Here is a 15,466-nt window from a genome sequence, read left to right as displayed (position 1 = left end):
GGGTGGGTCGTTCAGAGAATGGCGAGCAGGTCGGGGTGGGCCAGCTCGGCGACCACGGAGCGGGCCTCCTCCGCGGACCGGGCGCTGCGGGCGCGCTCGGCCAGGGAGGAGCAGACGGCGAGCTCGTGCAACGACAGCGCCAGGCGCACGGCGGGCACCCGGCTCGGGGCCATGGACAGGCTGCTCACGCCCAGGCCGGCAAGCACCAGCGCAAGGAGCGGGTCACCGGCAGCCTCGCCGCAGACCCCGACTGGCTTGCCGTGGACCCGGCCGCCCTCGCACGCCGCGGCGACGAGGTCGAGCAGGCCCGGCTGCCAGGGGTCGAGCAGGTCGGCGAGCTCGCCCTGCAGCCGGTCGGCGGCCAGGGCGTACTGCGCGAGGTCGTTGGTGCCCAGGCTGGCGAAGTCGACCTCGGCCAGGACGTGTCGGGAGCGCAGCGCGGCCGCGGGTACCTCGATCATCACCCCGACCGAGGGCAGCCCGTGCTCGCGCACGCGGCGGGCGAACCACGCGGCCTCGTCGGCGGTGGCCACCATCGGCGCCATCACCCGGATGTCGGCGCCGGTCGCCCGCGCGGCGGCGGCCAGCGCCTGCAGCTGGGTGTCGAGCAGGTCGGGGCGCAGGGCCGACATGCGCAGGCCGCGCCGGCCCAGGGCGGGGTTCACCTCCGGGCCGAGGTCGGCGAAGGCCAGCGGCTTGTCGGCGCCCGCGTCGAGGGTGCGCACCACGACCCTGCGTGAGCCGAACGCCTCCAGGACCGCGGTGTAGGTCTGCGTCTGCTCCTCCAGCGTCGGCGCGGTGTCGCGCTCGAGGAAGAGGAACTCGGTGCGGAACAGCCCCACGCCCTCGACGTCCTCGGCCGCGGCGCGCACCGCGTCCTCGAGCCGCCCGATGTTGGCGAGCAGGGCTACCGGGTGCTGGTCGGAGGTCATGCCGGGGCCCTTGGTCGCGGACAGGGCGACCGCACGGCGCTCGGCCTTGGCGGCGAGCTCGTGCTGCAGGCCCTCGTCGGGCTCGAGCACGACCTCGCCGGTGCCGCCGTCGACGGCGACCCGGGTGCCGGTGGGGATGTCCACGGCGCCGGGCAGCTGGACCACGGCCGGGATGCCCATCTGGGCGGCGAGGATCGCGGTGTGGCTGGTGGGCCCACCGGACTCGGTGAGGATCGCCAGCACCGTGGCGGGGTCCAGGACCGAGGTCTCCGCCGGCGCCAGGTCGTGGGCGGCCAGGACGCTGGGCTCGGACAGGCGGGGGACACCGGGCTCGGGGACCCCGAGCACGCGGGCCACGGCCCGGTCGCGCACGTCGCGCAGGTCGGTGACCCGCTCGGCGAGGTAGCCGCCGGCCGCGGTGAACATGGCGCAGTACTCCTCGACGGCGGCGTCGACCGCCGTCGCCGGACCGCGTCCGGCGGCCAGCTGCGTGTCGACCGCTCCCGCCAGGCCGGGGTCCCGGGCCATCATCGCGGTGGCGGTGAGGATCTGCTGGGCGGTCGCGTCGGCGCCGGCCGCGCGCTCCTCCAGCGTGGCGGCGACCGACTCCAGGACGGCCCGGACGCGCGCGCCCGCCTCCGCCACGTCTGCCACCGGCGCCTCGTCGGCCGGCGGCCGCACGGGCGGTCGGACCTGGACCACCGGTCCGACCGCCGTGCCGGGGCTGACCCCGATGCCGTGCTTGCTCTGGATGTCGGCCATGTCGATCACTCCGCGTCGAGGTCGCGGGAGAGCAGCTCGACCAGGCCGTCCAGGGCCGCGTCGGCACCGTCGCCGTCGGCCGTCAGGACGACCGCCTCGCCGTGCTTGGCCCCGAGGGCCATGACGCCGAGGATGCTGCGGGCGTCGACCGCGTCCTCGCCGTCCCGGCCGATCTGCACCGGCAGGCCGGTGGCGGTGGCGGCCTGGACGAACAGGGCGGCGGGCCGGGCGTGCAGCCCCACGGACGAGGCGATGGTGACGGTGCGCTGGGCCATGTGTTTCTCGCTCCTTCGGGTGGTCCACCGGGGTCACCGGTGGGGGAGGTGGTGCCGGTGTCAGACCGCGGAGGCGGTCGTGGTGGCGGCGGGCTCGGCCACCAGGTCCGCGTCGGTGGTCTTCGCGGTGGACTTCAGAGCCACCACGACGGCAGTCGTCACGCAGGTGCCGACGGCGATCGCCAGGAGGAAGAGCAGCGGGGCGCCGATGAGCGGGACGACCCAGATGCCTCCGTGCGGGGCCCGCAGGGTGCTGCCGAACAGCATCACCAGGGCTCCGGCGACGGCCGAGCCGGACATGCTCGAGACGATGACCCGCCAGGGGTCGGCGGCCGCGAACGGGATCGCGCCCTCGGAGATGAACGATGCCCCGAGCAGCCACGCGGCTCGTCCGTTCTCCCGCTCGGGCTCGGAGAACAGGCCGGGCCGGATCGTGGTCGCCAGGGCCATGCCCAGCGGCGGGGTCATGCCGGCAGCCATCACCGCGGCCATGACCTTCAGCGGGGTGCCACCGGCCGCGGCGGTCGCGGCCGCGGTGGCCAGGCCGGTCGTCGCGAAGGTGTAGGCCACCTTGTTGACCGGGCCGCCGAGGTCGAAGCCCATCATCAGGCCGAGGATGATGCCCAGGATCACCAGGTTGGTGCCGGTCAGGCCGTTGAGCCACGAGGTCAGGCCGTCGGAGATGGCCTTGATCGGCCGGCCGAGCACGAGGATGAGCGCCGCGCCGGTGATCGCCGTGGACACCAGGGGGATGACCACGACCGGCATGATGCCGCGCACGCCCTTGGGGACCTTGCGGCGGCTGATCCACAGCGCGGTGAACCCGCCGACGAAGCCCGTGGCGATGCCGCCGAGGAACCCGGCGCCCATCGTCGCGGCGATGAACCCTCCGACGATGCCGGGGGCGATGCCGGGCCGGTCGGCGATGGCGAACGCGATGAAGCCGGACAGGATCGGCACCAGGAAGCCGAACGAGGCGGCGCCGATGACGAACAGCAGCCCGGCCCAGTCCATGCCGCTGGTCAGGTTGAAGTTGGTGGCGAGGTTCCAGTGGGCGTCCGCGCCGGTGCCGGTGAGGTTGTAGTTGACGACGGCGATCGCGCCGCGCTTGCCGCCGGCGATCTGGGCCAGCATGAACGACAGGGCGATGAGGATGCCGCCGGCGGCGACGAACGGGATCATGTAGCTCACGCCGGTCATCAGCCACTGGCGGATGCGGGTGCCGGTGCTGGCCTCCGAGTCCACCTTGGTGGCCAGCCCCCCGCCGGACGTCGGCGCTGAGGCTGCGGCGGCCAGGACCTCGGGGTGCGCGGCGGCCTCCTCGGCGGCGGACACGGCCTGGGCGATCAGGCCCGGCCCGTCGGAGATGGCCTTCTTGACGCCGACCTGCACGAGCGGCTTGCCGGCGAAGCGCTGGCGCTCGCGCACCTCGACGTCGGCCGCGAAGATCACGGCGTCGGCGGCGGCGATGACCTCTGCCGGCAGCGGCTGGGAGCCGGCCGAGCCCTGGGTCTCGACCGCGATCTCGTGACCGGCGTCCTTCGCGCTCTGCTCGAGGGACTCGGCCGCCATGTAGGTGTGCGCGATGCCCGTGGGGCACGACGTCACGGCGACGAACTTCATTGGTTGACCACCTCTCGGGTGACGATGTCGACGACCGCGGCACTGTCGGGCGCGTCGTGGAGGGACTGACGGAAGTCCGGGCGGACCAGGCGGCGTGCGAGCTTGGCCAGGATCGCCAGGTGCTCCTCGCCGCCGCCCTCGGGGGCCGCGATGAGGAAGATGAGGGTGGCCGGGCCGTCCTCGGCGCCGAAGTCGACGCCGGCGGTGCGGCCGAACACCAGGGAGGGCTCGGTCACGTGGGCGCTGCGCGCGTGGGGGATGCCGATCCCGCCCGGCAGGCCCGTGGGCATCTGCTCCTCGCGCTTGCGGACGTCGGCGAGGAAGCCGTCGAGGTCGGTGACCCGGCCCTCGCTGTCCAGCGCCTCGGCGAGGATGCGCGTGGCGGCGTGCCGGTCCGGCGCCTCGAGGTCCAGGACCACGAGCTTGTCGGTGATCAGTGCCATGTGCGGGTTCCTTTGCGGTGTGGGCGGGTCGGGGTGGGCTGGCTCAGGGGGCCAGGCGCAGGGTCAGGTCGGGGTGGTGGGTGACCAGCACGGGTATGCCGTGCACGTCACCGGGGGTGGGCATCCGGCTGCCGGGCAGCCCGACGGCCGCGGCGCCCCAGGCGACGCCCGCGGCCAGCGCCGAGTCCGGGGCGGAGCCGGTGGCGGTGGCGTGCAGGTAGCCGGCCAGCAGGGCGTCGCCGGCGCCGACGGTGCTCAGCGGCCGGTCGACGACGGCGTGCCCGTGGGCGGTCAGGCCGTCGGTGACGAGCAGGGCCCCGTGGCGCCCGAGGCTGACCACGACGGTGCCCACGCCCTGGCCGAGCAGGCCCTTGGCGGCGGTGTGCACGTCGGCCAGCGTCGGCAGGGCGGTGCCGACCAGCTCCGCGAGCTCCTCGTGGTTGGGCTTGATGAGGTCCGGGCCGGCAGCGACGGCCCGGGCCAACGGCACCCCCGAGGTGTCGACCGCGACGCGGACCCCGGCTGCGCGGGCGCGCCGCACCAGCACGGCATACAGCTCGTCGTCGACGCCGGGGGGCAGCGAGCCGCAGCCGACCACCCAGCTCGGGCCGCGCATCAGGGCGGTGGCCGCGCCGGCGACCAGCGAGGACAGCTCGGCGGTGGTCAGGGTCGGGCCGGGCTCGTTGACCTTGGTGGTGGTGCCGTCGGGCTCGACCAGGGCGACGTTGGCGCGGACCGACCCGCCGATCGGCACGGGCAGGACCTCGACACCGGTGCTGGTCAGCAGCCGCTCCAGCAGCGCGCCTTCGGCGCCCCCGGCCGGGAGCACCGCGACGCTGTGCAGGCCGTGCGCGGCGAGGGCGCGGGAGACGTTGACGCCCTTGCCCCCGGGGTCCACCCGGGAGGCGGTGGCCCGGTGGACCTCGCCGCGCTCGAGGTGGCTGATCGAGACGGTGCGGTCGATGCTCGGGTTGGGCGTCAGCGTCACGATCATGCCCGGATCACCTCCGGGCCCTCGCCCTCGAGCTCGGCGGCGGTCTCCGCGTCGAGCCCGCTGTCGGTGATGATCGTGTCGATCTCGGCCAGGGGGGAGACCAGCGCGAAATGGTCGATGCCGACCTTGGAGTGGTCGGTGAGCACGACCGCGCGCCGGGCCGAGGAGATCATGGCGCGCTTGACCGCGGCCTCGGACTGGTCCGGGGTGGTCAGGCCGCGCTCGCGGGAGAGGCCGTTGGTGCCCACGAACGCCACGTCGACGAAGACATCGGCCAGGGCCCGCTCGGCCCACTCGCCGACGCAGGCGAGCGTGCGCCCGCGGACCCGGCCGCCGAGCAGGTAGAGGGACAGGTTGGCCTGGGTGGCGACCTGGCCGGCGACGGTGAGCGAGTTGGTCACCACGGTCAGCTCGCGGTCGCGGGGGAGCAGCTCGGCCAGGCGGCCGGTGGTCGTGCCGGCGTCGATGAGGATCGTGCCCTCGTCGGGCAGCTCGGCCAGGGCCGCCTTGGCGATGCGTTCCTTCTCGGTGACCAGCCGCTCCTCGCGGGTGGCCACCGCCGGCTCGAAGCCGAGGCGCTCAACCGGTATCGCGCCGCCGTGCACCCGGCGCAGCAGGCCACGGCGCTCCAGCGCCGTCAGGTCGCGGCGGACGGTCTCGGGGGTGACGTCGAGCTGCTCGGCCAGCGCGGTGACCTCGACGCGGCCGGCGGCCCGGGCCGTCTCGAGGATGTGCTGCTGGCGCTCTTCCGCGTACACCGGAGGTCCTCCTGGGGTTGGCGTGCCGATCGCCCCAGTGTGTGCCCGCAGTCACACCGATGTAAAGGGTTTCTCACAAGAAACCACAGAAACGGGTTTGTGAGCCTGTCTGTTTTCGGTGTCCGTGCTCACATGGCGGCACCCGCTCAGGCGGGGGGTCCGTCCGGAGCGGGTCAGTCGCGCGGCTGCCAGGGGGTGCCGAAGCGGCCGCGGTGGGCCACCTCGCTGACCTCCCGCCGGCCCCGGCGCAGGCTCGGGCTGCGCCGGACGGCCGCGGCGTAGCCCAGGGCCACCACGCCGACGATCGACCGGTCGTGCGGGATGGCGAACGCCTCCAGCACGTCCTCGTGGTACTCCGGCGGCACGCCGAAGAAGAGCCCACCCAGGCCTTCGTCCACGCCCGTGAGCAGCATGAGCAGCGCGGCCATCCCGGTGTCGACGTCCCAGTAGGGCACCGGCCAGCGGGCCTCGTCCTGGTCGGTCCACCCCTTGTCGGGCTCGGCGTAGCGGCGCAGGTAGGTGCCCTTGTCGGACAGGCAGACGATGAGCACCGGGGCGCTCATCAGCCCGGTCAGCCAGCTGTCCGGCTCGGTGTCGGGGTCGGTCGTCGCGCCCCAGAACACCTGGCGTTCCTGCGGTTCGGCCAGGACCAGGAAGTCCCAGCCCTGGCTGAACCCGGCGCTCGGTGCCCGGATCGCGGTGCGCAGGACAAGGTCGAGGACCTCCGGTGGCACCGGCCGGTCGGGGTCGTAGCGGCGGACCATGCGGCGACGGCGGACGACCTCCTGGAACTCCATGGCGGTCATGCTGCCAGTGCCCGCCCGGGCCCGCAGGCGCGTCCGGGACGTGGCCGGGACGGGCCGACGGCGTGACGACGGCGCGACCAGGACACCCCGGCGGCGCGGCGGCGAGGCGCTGGAGGCCGGCCGGTGGACCCCTCCCGCCGGGACGTTGTGCCGTGGTCCGGTGCGATGCCGCACCCGACTCTGGTCACGGCATACCGGCACGTGGAGGTGGCGCGCATGGCCGCGGTGAGCACGCACGTCTGGCCCCCGATCGCGCCGTCCGCGGGCAGCGGGCCGCCGCCCCGGCTGGCCGACTACGACGCGGCCCGCGCCGCCTTCCGCTGGGAGGACGCCCGGGCTGAGCTGGCCGGGCTGCCCGGCCACCGCGGGCTCAACATCGCCGACGAGGCGCTCGACCGGCACGTGCGCGAGGGTCGTGGTCACCGGCGGGCGATCCTGGCGGTCGGGCGGCACGGCGAGACCAGCGAGGTGACCTACGCCCAGCTGGCCGCGCACACCAGCCGGTTCGCCAACGTGCTGCGCGGCCTGCGGGTGGGGCCGGGTGAGCGGGTGTTCAGCCTGATGGGGCGACAGCCGGCACTGTTCATCGCCGCGCTCGGCACGCTCAAGGCCACCAGCGTCTTCTGCCCGCTGTTCTCCGCATTCGGGCCCGAGCCGGTGCGCGACCGGCTGGTGCTGGGCAACGGGCGGGTGCTGGTGACAACGCCGGCGCTGTACCGCCGCAAGGTGGAGCCGGTGCGCGACCAGCTGCCCGAGCTCGAGCACGTGCTGCTCGTGGGCGGCGACCCGGAGACCGCGCGCTCGGTGCCCGGGGGCATCGACCTGGCCGAGGCCATGGACGCCGCCAGCGAGGAGTTCGCCATCCCGCCCACCGACCCGGACACGCCGGCCCTGCTGCACTTCACCAGCGGCACCACCGGCCGGCCCAAGGGCGCCGTGCACGCCCACGAGGCGGTGGTGGTGCACCGGGCGACGGCACAGTGGGTGCTCGACCTCGGCCCGGACGACGTCTTCTGGTGCACGGCCGACCCCGGCTGGGTCACCGGCATGTCCTACGGCGTCATCGCCCCGCTCAGCCTGGGCGCGACCGTGGTCACCGACGCCCGCGACTACGACGCGCTGCGCTGGTACTCACTGCTGCAGGACCAGCGCGTCACCGTCTGGTACACCGCGCCCACCGCCCTGCGGATGCTCATGCGCGCCGGCGAGCAGCTGCCCCGGCGCTACGACCTGTCCGCGCTGCGGCACATCGCCAGCGTCGGTGAGCCGCTCAACCCCGAGGTCGTCGTCTGGGGCCGGGACGCGCTCGGGCTGCCGGTGCACGACAACTGGTGGCAGACCGAGACCGGCGCGATCATGGTCGCCAACTACCGCTGCGCCGAGGTCCGCCCCGGGTCGATGGGCCGGCCGGTGCCGGGCATCGAGACCGCCGTCCTCGAGCGCGGGGAGGACGGCCGGGCGCAGGTCGGGCCGGACGGCCACGTGCGGGTGCTGACCGAGCCGGGCCTGGTCGGTGAGCTCGCCCTCCAGCGCGGGTGGCCCTCGATGTTCCGCGGCTACCTGCACGACGAGCAGCGGTATGCCGCCTCGTTCGCCGACGGCTGGTACCTCACCGGCGACCTCGTGCGCGTGGACGGGCAGGGCTACCACTGGTTCGTCGGCCGGGCCGACGACGTCATCAAGTCGGCCGGCCACCTGGTCGGGCCGTTCGAGGTCGAGACCGCGCTGATGGAGCACCCGGCGGTCGCCGAGGCCGGCGTCATCGGCAAGCCCGACCCGGTCGCCGGCGAGGTCGTCAAGGCGTTCGTCACGGTGCGCGACGGGTTCACCGCCGACGACGCGCTGCGCGAGGAGCTGCTCAGCTTCGCCCGGCGCCGGCTCGGGGCGGTCGCGCCCAAGGAGGTCGACTTCGACCAGCACCTGCCGCACACCCGCAGCGGCAAGGTGATGCGCCGCCTGTTGCGCGCCCGCGAGCTCGGGCTGGAGGAGGGCGACACCTCGACGCTGGAGCCCCCGGCATGAGCACGCGCACGAGGCCCAGGCGTGCCGCGAAGGCAGCGTCACCGGAGGAGGTCCGGAGCGCCGCCCGGCTGGGGATGCTGGCGCAGATGGTGCGGATCCGCCGGTTCGAGGAGGCGTGCGTCCAGCTCTACAGCCAGACGCGCATCCGTGGCTTCATGCACCTGTGCATCGGCGAGGAGGCCGTGGCCGCGGGGGTGATGGGGGCGCTCGAGGAGCGTGACGCGGTGGTCTCGACCTACCGCGAGCACGGCCACGCCCTGGCCCGGGGCCTGCCCATGCCGGAGGTGATGGCCGAGATGTTCGGCCGCGCCACCGGGTCCAGCCGGGGCCGCGGCGGCTCGATGCACCTGTTTGACACGACGCGGCGCTTCTACGGCGGCAACGCGATCGTCGCTGGGGGCCTGCCGCTCGCGGTCGGGCTCGGCCTGGCCGAGCGGATGCAGCACCGGGACGGTGTGGCCGTCTGCTTCTTCGGCGACGGTGCCGCCGCCGAGGGCGAGTTCCACGAGTCGCTCAACCTCGCGGCGCTGTGGCGGCTGCCGGTGCTGTTCGTCTGCGAGAACAACCTCTACGCCATGGGCACCTCGATCGAGCGGGAGCTGGCGGTGCCCGACCTGGCGCTGCACGCCGCGGCATACGGCATGCCGGCCTGGCCCGTGGACGGCATGGACGTCGAGGCGGTGGACGAGGCCACCCGGCGCGCGCTGGACGACGTGCGCAGCGGCGAGGCGCCGGTGTTCCTGGAGATGCGCACCTACCGGTTCCGCGCGCACAGCATGTACGACCCCGAGCTCTACCGGGACAAGGCCGAGGTGGCGCACTGGCGCGAGCGCGACCCGGTCGAGGTGTTCGCGGCGCGCCTGCGCGGTGAGGGCGTGGCGGTGGACGAGGCGCTGACCCGCATCGAGGCCACCGTGGCCGCCGAGATCGCGGAGGCGGTCAGCTCCGCCGAGGCGGCCCCGCTGGAGCCGGTCGGGGACCTGACCCGGTTCGTGCACTCCGAGGAGGGGCCGCCGTGACCGTGCTGGAGACGACCTACCGTGAGGCGATGCGCGCCGCGCTGCGGGACGCGATGACGCGCGACGAGCGGGTGTTCCTCATGGGCGAGGACGTCGGCCGCTACGGGGGCTGCTTCGCCGTCAGCATGGGGCTGCTGGAGGAGTTCGGGCCCGAGCGCATCCGGGACACCCCGCTGTCGGAGTCGGCGTTCGTGGGGGCCGGGATCGGCGCGGCGATCGGCGGGATGCGCCCGGTCGTCGAGGTGATGACGGTCAACTTCAGCCTGCTGGCGCTGGACCAGATCCTCAACAACGCCGCCACCCTGCTGCACATGTCAGGGGGCCAGGTCGCCGTGCCCCTGGTGATCCGGATGACCACCGGCGCCGGGCGCCAGCTCGCCGCGCAGCACTCGCACAGCCTCGAGGCGTTCTACGCCCACATCCCCGGCCTGCGGGTCCTCGCCCCCGCGACCCTGGAGGACGCCCGCGGCATGCTCTGGCCCGCCCTGCTCGACCCCGACCCGGTCATCCTCTTCGAGCACGGCTCGCTGTATGCCGTGTCCGGGCCGCTCGAGGATGCCGCCCCGGAGGTGGACATCACCTCCGCCGCCATCCGGCGCGCGGGCGCCGACGTGACCGTCGTCGCGTGGGGCGGATGTCTCGGCAAGGCGCTCACGGCGGCCGAGACTCTTGCCGCAGAGGGGATCTCGGCTGAGGTCGTCGACCTGCGTGTGTTGCGCCCGCTGGACTCGGCCACGGTGCTGGCCTCGGTCCGGCGCACCCACCGGGCGGTCGTCGTGGACGAGGGCTGGCGCAGCGGCAGCCTGTCCGCCGAGGTGGCCGCCCGCATCGCCGAGGAGGCCTTCTACGACCTGGACGCTCCGGTGGACCGGGTGTGCAGCGCGGAGGTGCCGGTGCCCTACGCCAAGCACCTCGAGGACGCGGCGCTGCCCCAGGCGGAGACGGTGGCCGCGGCGTGCCGACGGGTGGTGGGCGCCGGTGGGTGACTTCGTCATGCCCTCGCTAGGCGCCGACATGGACGAGGGGACGCTGCTGGAGTGGCTCGTCCGGCCGGGGGAGCCGGTCAGCGCCGGCCAGGTCGTCGCGGTGGTGGACACCGCCAAGTCGGCCGTGGAGGTCGAGGTGTTCGAGTCCGGGGTCATGGGCGAGCAGGTCGTCGGACCGGGCACGAAGGTGCCGGTGGGCGCCCCGCTGGCGCGGATCCTGCCGGCCGGGGCCGCGGTGCCCGTGCCGGCGGCGTCGGTGCCGGCGGCGTCGGTGTCGGCGGCGTCGGTGTCTGCCGCGCAGCCTGCTGCTCCGCTGCCTGCCGCGCGGCCCATGGCGCCCGTCCTCGCCCCGCGGGCCGAGCAGCCTCCCCGGCCGGGGGCAACCGCCGGGACCGCGCCGAGCCCCCCAGAGGCGGCGCCCCTGGCCACTCCTCTGGTGCGGCACCTGGCCGGCGAGCTCGGCGTCGACCTCACCGCCGTGCGCGGCACCGGGCCGCGCGGACGCATCCTGCGCGAGGACGTCGAGCGGGAGGCGCTCGCCGCCCGCGAGGCGGGCGCCCCGGCGGCCCTGGTCGGGGAGGTCCCCGCGGCGGGCCGGGCGCGCGAGGAGACGACCGGCATACCAGCGGCCGCGCCCGGGGGAATGCCTGCGCCGACCGGCATCCCGGCGGCCGGCACAGCGCTGGGGGAGCGGCGACCACGGGTCAGTCCCTACGCGCGACGGCTGGCGGCCGAGCTGGGCGTCGCGCTGGGGGACCTGCGCCCCGGGCCCTCCGGGGCCGTCACCGCGGCGCAGGTGCGGGCCCGAGCTCAGGCACCCCGGACGGCGGCGATGACCGCGGCCGCCGCAGCGGCCCAGCCGGCGGCCCTCGCCCCGGAGACGCCGCCGGGACCGTCCGCTCCGCGCGGAGCCGGAGGGACCGACCCGATGCGGCAGGCGATCGCCAGGCTGATGGCGCGATCCAACCGGGAGGTGCCGCACTACTACCTCGAGACGACGATCGAGCTGTCGGAACCGCTGGCCTGGATGCACGCCCGCAACCGGGAGCTCGACGTGGCTCGGCGGATCATCCCGGCAGCACTGGTGCTGCGGGCCGTGGCGCAGGCGGCGGCGAAGCACCCCGAGCTCAACGGCTTCTGGGTCGGGGACGCCTTCCGGCCCGGCGAGGGCGTGCACCTCGGCGTGGCGATCTCGTTGCGGGGCGGGGGGATCGTGGCGCCGGCGATCCACGACGCCGACCATCTGTCCACGGTGGAGCTCATGGCGCGGCTGCGCGACCTCGTCGAGCGGGCGCGCGCCCGGCGGCTGCGCCGCACCGAGCTGGCCGACCCGACGATCACGGTGACCAACCTCGGGGAGCAGGGTGTCGACCTGGTGCACGGCGTCATCCACCCGCCGCAGGTCGCCCTCGTCGGGGTGGGCCGGGTGCTCGAGCGCCCGTGGGCGGTGGACGGCCTGCTCGGCGTGCGCCCGCTCGTGCGGGTCACCCTCGCCGCGGACCACCGTGCCACCGACGGCTTCGTCGGGTCGCGCTTCCTCACCGAGGTCGACCGGCAGCTGCACACCCTGGAGGAGCCATGACGCTGACCGAGCAGGACGCCCGCGACCTCGTGGCGCGGGCGTTGCACAAGGTGGTCCCCGACGCCGACCCCGCCACGCTGGCGCCGGAGGAGGACCTGCGCGACGCCTACGAGCTGGACTCCCTGGACTTCCTCGCCTTCGCCGAGACGTTGAGCACGGGGCGGGGCGCACGGATCGACGAGGAGGACTACCCCGAGCTGGTCTCGGTGGACTCCTGCGTGCGCTACCTCACCCGTTCCTGACGCCGCGCACACGGGTGCATCTCCGTGCTGTCGCCGGCATGACGCTTCCCGCCGTGTGGTGGGCATCAGTCCGGGCCGTGGTTCCGGCACCGGCCGGTACCATCGGGGTGCTCCTGCTCAGGGTGCAGCGAGTGCCGCAGGACCGGCCGCAAGGGCCGCTCCGTCACCGTGAGGGCGATCTGGGCGCAGTCGCGCGGTTGTCGCCGGAAGAGGAACCAGCGTCGTGAGCATCACGCAGATCGCGGTCGTCGTGCCGTGCCACAACGAAGAGCGCACCATTGCGCAGGTCGTCCGGGACTTCCGGGCCAGCCTGCCCGGTAGTGAGGTCGTCGTCGTGGACAACGCTTCGACAGACGCGACCGCCGAGCAGGCTCGCGCCGCGGGGGCGCGGGTGATCTACGAGCCGCGCCCCGGCAAGGGGAACGCGGTGCGACGACTGTTTGCCGACGTCGACGCCGAGTGTTACCTGATGGTCGACGGCGACGCGACGTACGACGCTGGGGCGGGCCCGGTGATGGCCGCCAAGGTGCTCGATGAGGGCATCGACATGGTCGTCGGCGCCCGGGTGGCCGGACCCGGTGCAGCGGAGGCCTACCGTGCTGGCCACCGACTCGGGAACGCGATGCTGACGTGGGTCTTCCAGCGGCTGTTCGGCCTGCGCGTCGAGGACACCCTCTCCGGCTACCGCGGGTTCAGCCGGCGGTTCGTCAAGACCTTCCCCAGCATGGCCAGCGGCTTCGAGATCGAGGCTGAGCTCAACGCCCACGCCGCGAGCCTCGGCGTGACCTACGACGAGGTCCGCACCGCCTACGGGGCCCGCCCCGAGGGATCAGAGAGCAAGCTGTCCACCTACCGCGACGGCGTGCGCATCCTGCGGCGCAACCTGCGGCTGTTCCGCGACTGGAAGCCGCTCGCGTCGTTCACCGGGCTCGCCGTGCCGTGGGCCCTTGGCGCCGTGGCGCTGCTGGTTCCGGTCCTGACCGACTACGTCCACACCGGGCTCGTGCCGCGCTACCCCAGCCTGATCGCCGCCGTGGGCTGCTTCCTCGTGGCGCTGAACCTCGTCATGGCCGGCGCCATGCTCGAGCGGACGACGCGCAACCGGATCGAGGCCGTTCGCCTGGCCTATCTACGCATCCCGGCGCCGCGTCGGGCCTCGCCCGAGGCCGGGGTGACCGACCGGGAGGTCAGCGCGACGCCGGCGACTCTGAGCCGCTGAGCCGGGGGCGCTCAGCCCAGGTCGGTCTCCCAGAACTCCTGTGCGCTGGCCCGGCTCGTGGGGTCCTGACCCGTGCCGTGGGCCTGCTGCTCCCGCCCGCGCAGCTCCACGCGGCGGATCTTGCCCGAGATCGTCTTGGGCAGCTCGGCGAACTCGATCCGCCGAATCCGCTTGTACGGCGCCAGGTGCTCGCGGCAGTAGGCCAGGATGTCCCGCGCCGTCTCCGCGGTGGGCTCGTGACCCGGCGCCAGCACGACGTAGGCCTTGGGCACGGCCAGGCGGGTCGGGTCCGGTGAGGGCACGACCGCAGCCTCGGCCACGGCGGGGTGCTCGATGAGCACCGACTCCAGCTCGAACGGGCTGATCCGGTAGTCCGAGGCCTTGAACACGTCGTCGGCGCGCCCCACGTAGGTGATCCAGCCGCGCTCGTCCCGGCTGGCCACGTCGCCGGTGTGGTAGGCGCCGTCGCGCATCGACTCCGCGGTGCGCTCGCGGTCGCCGTGGTAGCCGACCATGAGCCCGACCGGGCGCCCGCCGGGCCCGGTCAGCCGCAGGCAGAGCTCGCCCTCCTGCCCGGGCTGCGTGCGCTCCTGCCCGGTCGCCGGGTCGAGCAGCACGACGTCGTAGCCGGGAAGAGGCCGGCCCATCGACCCGGGCACGACCTCCTGCCCGGGGGTGTTGCCGACCTGGGCGGTGGTCTCGGTCTGTCCGAAGCCGTCGCGGACGGTGATGCCCAGGGCCGCCCGCACCTGCTCGATCACCTCGGGGTTGAGCGGCTCGCCGGCGCCGACCATCTCTCTCAGCGAGAGCCGGTCCCGCCACGCGGCGAGATCCTGCTGGATGAGCATGCGGTAGACCGTCGGCGGGGCGCAGAACGTGCTCACCTGCGCGGTCGCCATGGCCTCCAGCAGCCCCGGGGCGTCGAACCGGGCCTGGTTGACCACGAGGATCGTGGCCTCGGCGTTCCACGGGGCGAAGAACGAGCTCCACGCGTGCTTGGCCCAGCCGGGGGAGGAGATGTTCAGGTGCACGTCGCCGGGCTGCAGCCCGACCCAGTACATCGTGGACAGGTGCCCCACGGGGTAGGACAGGTGGGTGTGCTCGACCAGCTTGGGCTTCGCGGTCGTGCCCGAGGTGAAGTAGAGCAGCAGGGTGTCGTCACCGCGGGTGGGGCCGTCGGGGACGAACTCGCCTGTGAACGAACGCGACTCGCCGTATGACGTCCAGCCGCTCCCTGCCTCGCCCACCGCGATGCGGGTGTAGTCGCCGGGCACCTGGGCGAACCGGCCGGTGTGTGCCGCGCCGGCGACGACGTGGCGCACCGCGCCCCGCTCGATGCGGTCGACGATGTCCTCGGCGGTCAGCAGGGTCGTCGCCGGGATGATGACGGCGCCCAGCTTGGTCGCGGCGAGCATCGTCTCCCACAGCTCGACCTGGTTGCCCAGCATGAGCAGCACCCGGTCGCCCCGGTGCACCCCGAGCGAGCGCAGCCAGGCCGCCACCTGCCCGGACCGCTGCGCCATCTCGGCATAGGTCACCCGGGCCTGGGTGCCGTCCTCCTCGATGACCCACAGCGCGGTCCGGGGCCCGGTCTGGGGCGTGGCGGCGACCGCGTCGAACCAGTCCAGCGCCCAGTTGAAGTGCTGCGGGCGGGGCGGCTCGTAGCCGGCCATCGCCGCGTCGTAGTCGGTGCGCTGCGCCAGCAGCAGGTCGCGTGCGTCGCGGAAGGTGGTCTGGGCCTCGGCCATGTGCCGACACTAGCCACGACGGCGCGCCGTGGCAGCGAGTGAGCGGCATCCAACC

At 74.3% G+C, this 15,466-nt stretch carries 14 protein-coding genes; 6 read left to right on the top strand and 8 right to left on the bottom strand.

What is annotated here, in order from left to right; genetic code table 11:
* Positions 1 to 11: 11 nt before the first annotated feature.
* From ptsP to ACXVGS_RS11360, 7 genes are all read right to left on the bottom strand, one after another.
* The gene (gene ptsP / locus ACXVGS_RS11390) at positions 12 to 1,694 is read right to left on the bottom strand and encodes a phosphoenolpyruvate--protein phosphotransferase (protein ID WP_458536966.1); all 1,683 of its coding nucleotides are present in this window, start codon (positions 1,692 to 1,694) and stop codon (positions 12 to 14) included.
* 5 nt (positions 1,695 to 1,699) lie between these two features.
* Positions 1,700 to 1,969, bottom strand: coding sequence for an HPr family phosphocarrier protein (locus ACXVGS_RS11385; RefSeq protein WP_458529949.1), 270 nt, complete (start codon positions 1,967 to 1,969; stop codon positions 1,700 to 1,702).
* 60 nt (positions 1,970 to 2,029) lie between these two features.
* Complete coding sequence (locus ACXVGS_RS11380; protein ID WP_458529948.1) at positions 2,030 to 3,592, bottom strand: PTS fructose transporter subunit IIC; 1,563 nt, start codon at positions 3,590 to 3,592, stop codon at positions 2,030 to 2,032.
* On the bottom strand, positions 3,589 to 4,035 hold the full coding sequence (locus tag ACXVGS_RS11375) for a PTS sugar transporter subunit IIA (RefSeq protein WP_141788397.1): 447 nt from the start codon (positions 4,033 to 4,035) through the stop codon (positions 3,589 to 3,591). Before ACXVGS_RS11375 ends, ACXVGS_RS11380 begins: the two co-directional genes overlap by 4 nt.
* Positions 4,036 to 4,078: 43 nt before the next feature.
* A complete protein-coding gene (gene pfkB, locus ACXVGS_RS11370) occupies positions 4,079 to 5,029 on the bottom strand; it encodes a 1-phosphofructokinase (protein ID WP_458529947.1) in 951 nt (316 codons plus the stop codon).
* Positions 5,026 to 5,787, bottom strand: a complete 762-nt coding sequence (locus ACXVGS_RS11365) for a DeoR/GlpR family DNA-binding transcription regulator (protein WP_458529946.1) — start codon at positions 5,785 to 5,787, stop codon at positions 5,026 to 5,028. The genes pfkB and ACXVGS_RS11365 overlap by 4 nt, the downstream gene beginning before the upstream one ends.
* 173 nt (positions 5,788 to 5,960) lie before the next feature.
* A complete protein-coding gene (locus ACXVGS_RS11360) occupies positions 5,961 to 6,584 on the bottom strand; it encodes a nitroreductase family protein (protein ID WP_458536965.1) in 624 nt (207 codons plus the stop codon).
* Positions 6,585 to 6,758: 174 nt separating this feature from the next.
* Here ACXVGS_RS11360 and acsA point away from each other — a divergent pair, with 174 nt between their 5' ends.
* From acsA to ACXVGS_RS11330, 6 genes are all read left to right on the top strand, one after another.
* Positions 6,759 to 8,615 (top strand): acetate--CoA ligase, encoded by a 1,857-nt coding sequence (gene acsA / locus ACXVGS_RS11355; protein ID WP_458531938.1) that lies wholly within the window; start codon positions 6,759 to 6,761, stop codon positions 8,613 to 8,615.
* Positions 8,612 to 9,634: a pyruvate dehydrogenase (acetyl-transferring) E1 component subunit alpha gene (gene pdhA / locus ACXVGS_RS11350; protein ID WP_458529942.1), complete on the top strand. Its 1,023-nt coding sequence runs from the start codon at positions 8,612 to 8,614 to the stop codon at positions 9,632 to 9,634. Before acsA ends, pdhA begins: the two co-directional genes overlap by 4 nt.
* Before the next feature lie 5 nt (positions 9,635 to 9,639).
* On the top strand, positions 9,640 to 10,620 hold the full coding sequence (locus ACXVGS_RS11345) for an alpha-ketoacid dehydrogenase subunit beta (RefSeq protein ID WP_458529954.1): 981 nt from the start codon (positions 9,640 to 9,642) through the stop codon (positions 10,618 to 10,620).
* Positions 10,613 to 12,202: a dihydrolipoamide acetyltransferase family protein gene (locus ACXVGS_RS11340; protein WP_458536964.1), complete on the top strand. Its 1,590-nt coding sequence runs from the start codon at positions 10,613 to 10,615 to the stop codon at positions 12,200 to 12,202. Before ACXVGS_RS11345 ends, ACXVGS_RS11340 begins: the two co-directional genes overlap by 8 nt.
* On the top strand, positions 12,199 to 12,444 hold the full coding sequence (locus tag ACXVGS_RS11335; protein WP_458529940.1) for a phosphopantetheine-binding protein: 246 nt from the start codon (positions 12,199 to 12,201) through the stop codon (positions 12,442 to 12,444). The genes ACXVGS_RS11340 and ACXVGS_RS11335 overlap by 4 nt, the downstream gene beginning before the upstream one ends.
* Before the next feature lie 223 nt (positions 12,445 to 12,667).
* Positions 12,668 to 13,663 (top strand): glycosyltransferase family 2 protein, encoded by a 996-nt coding sequence (locus ACXVGS_RS11330; RefSeq protein WP_458529939.1) that lies wholly within the window; start codon positions 12,668 to 12,670, stop codon positions 13,661 to 13,663.
* 11 nt (positions 13,664 to 13,674) lie between these two features.
* Here ACXVGS_RS11330 and ACXVGS_RS11325 read toward each other — a convergent pair whose 3' ends face one another.
* On the bottom strand, positions 13,675 to 15,411 hold the full coding sequence (locus tag ACXVGS_RS11325; RefSeq protein WP_458536963.1) for an AMP-binding protein: 1,737 nt from the start codon (positions 15,409 to 15,411) through the stop codon (positions 13,675 to 13,677).
* Positions 15,412 to 15,466 lie beyond the last annotated feature (55 nt).

The sequence above is a fragment of the Oryzihumus sp. genome (assembly GCF_054325275.1).
Note: the sequence above shows the minus strand (reverse complement) of the source record. Positions and strands in the feature narration are given on the sequence as shown.

What these genes read in the sequence shown, in the direction of transcription:
- ACXVGS_RS11380 (WP_458529948.1), bottom strand. Translation starts at nt 3,592, where the DNA reads ATGAAGTTCGTCGCCGTGACGTCGTGCCCCACGGGCATCGCGCACACC.
- acsA (WP_458531938.1), top strand. Translation starts at nt 6,759, where the DNA reads ATGCCGCACCCGACTCTGGTCACGGCATACCGGCACGTGGAGGTGGCG.
- pdhA (WP_458529942.1), top strand. Translation starts at nt 8,612, where the DNA reads ATGAGCACGCGCACGAGGCCCAGGCGTGCCGCGAAGGCAGCGTCACCG.
- ACXVGS_RS11385 (WP_458529949.1), bottom strand. Translation starts at nt 1,969, where the DNA reads ATGGCCCAGCGCACCGTCACCATCGCCTCGTCCGTGGGGCTGCACGCC.
- ACXVGS_RS11325 (WP_458536963.1), bottom strand. Translation starts at nt 15,411, where the DNA reads ATGGCCGAGGCCCAGACCACCTTCCGCGACGCACGCGACCTGCTGCTG.
- ACXVGS_RS11360 (WP_458536965.1), bottom strand. Translation starts at nt 6,584, where the DNA reads ATGGAGTTCCAGGAGGTCGTCCGCCGTCGCCGCATGGTCCGCCGCTAC.
- ptsP (WP_458536966.1), bottom strand. Translation starts at nt 1,694, where the DNA reads ATGGCCGACATCCAGAGCAAGCACGGCATCGGGGTCAGCCCCGGCACG.
- pfkB (WP_458529947.1), bottom strand. Translation starts at nt 5,029, where the DNA reads ATGATCGTGACGCTGACGCCCAACCCGAGCATCGACCGCACCGTCTCG.
- ACXVGS_RS11335 (WP_458529940.1), top strand. Translation starts at nt 12,199, where the DNA reads ATGACGCTGACCGAGCAGGACGCCCGCGACCTCGTGGCGCGGGCGTTG.
- ACXVGS_RS11375 (WP_141788397.1), bottom strand. Translation starts at nt 4,035, where the DNA reads ATGGCACTGATCACCGACAAGCTCGTGGTCCTGGACCTCGAGGCGCCG.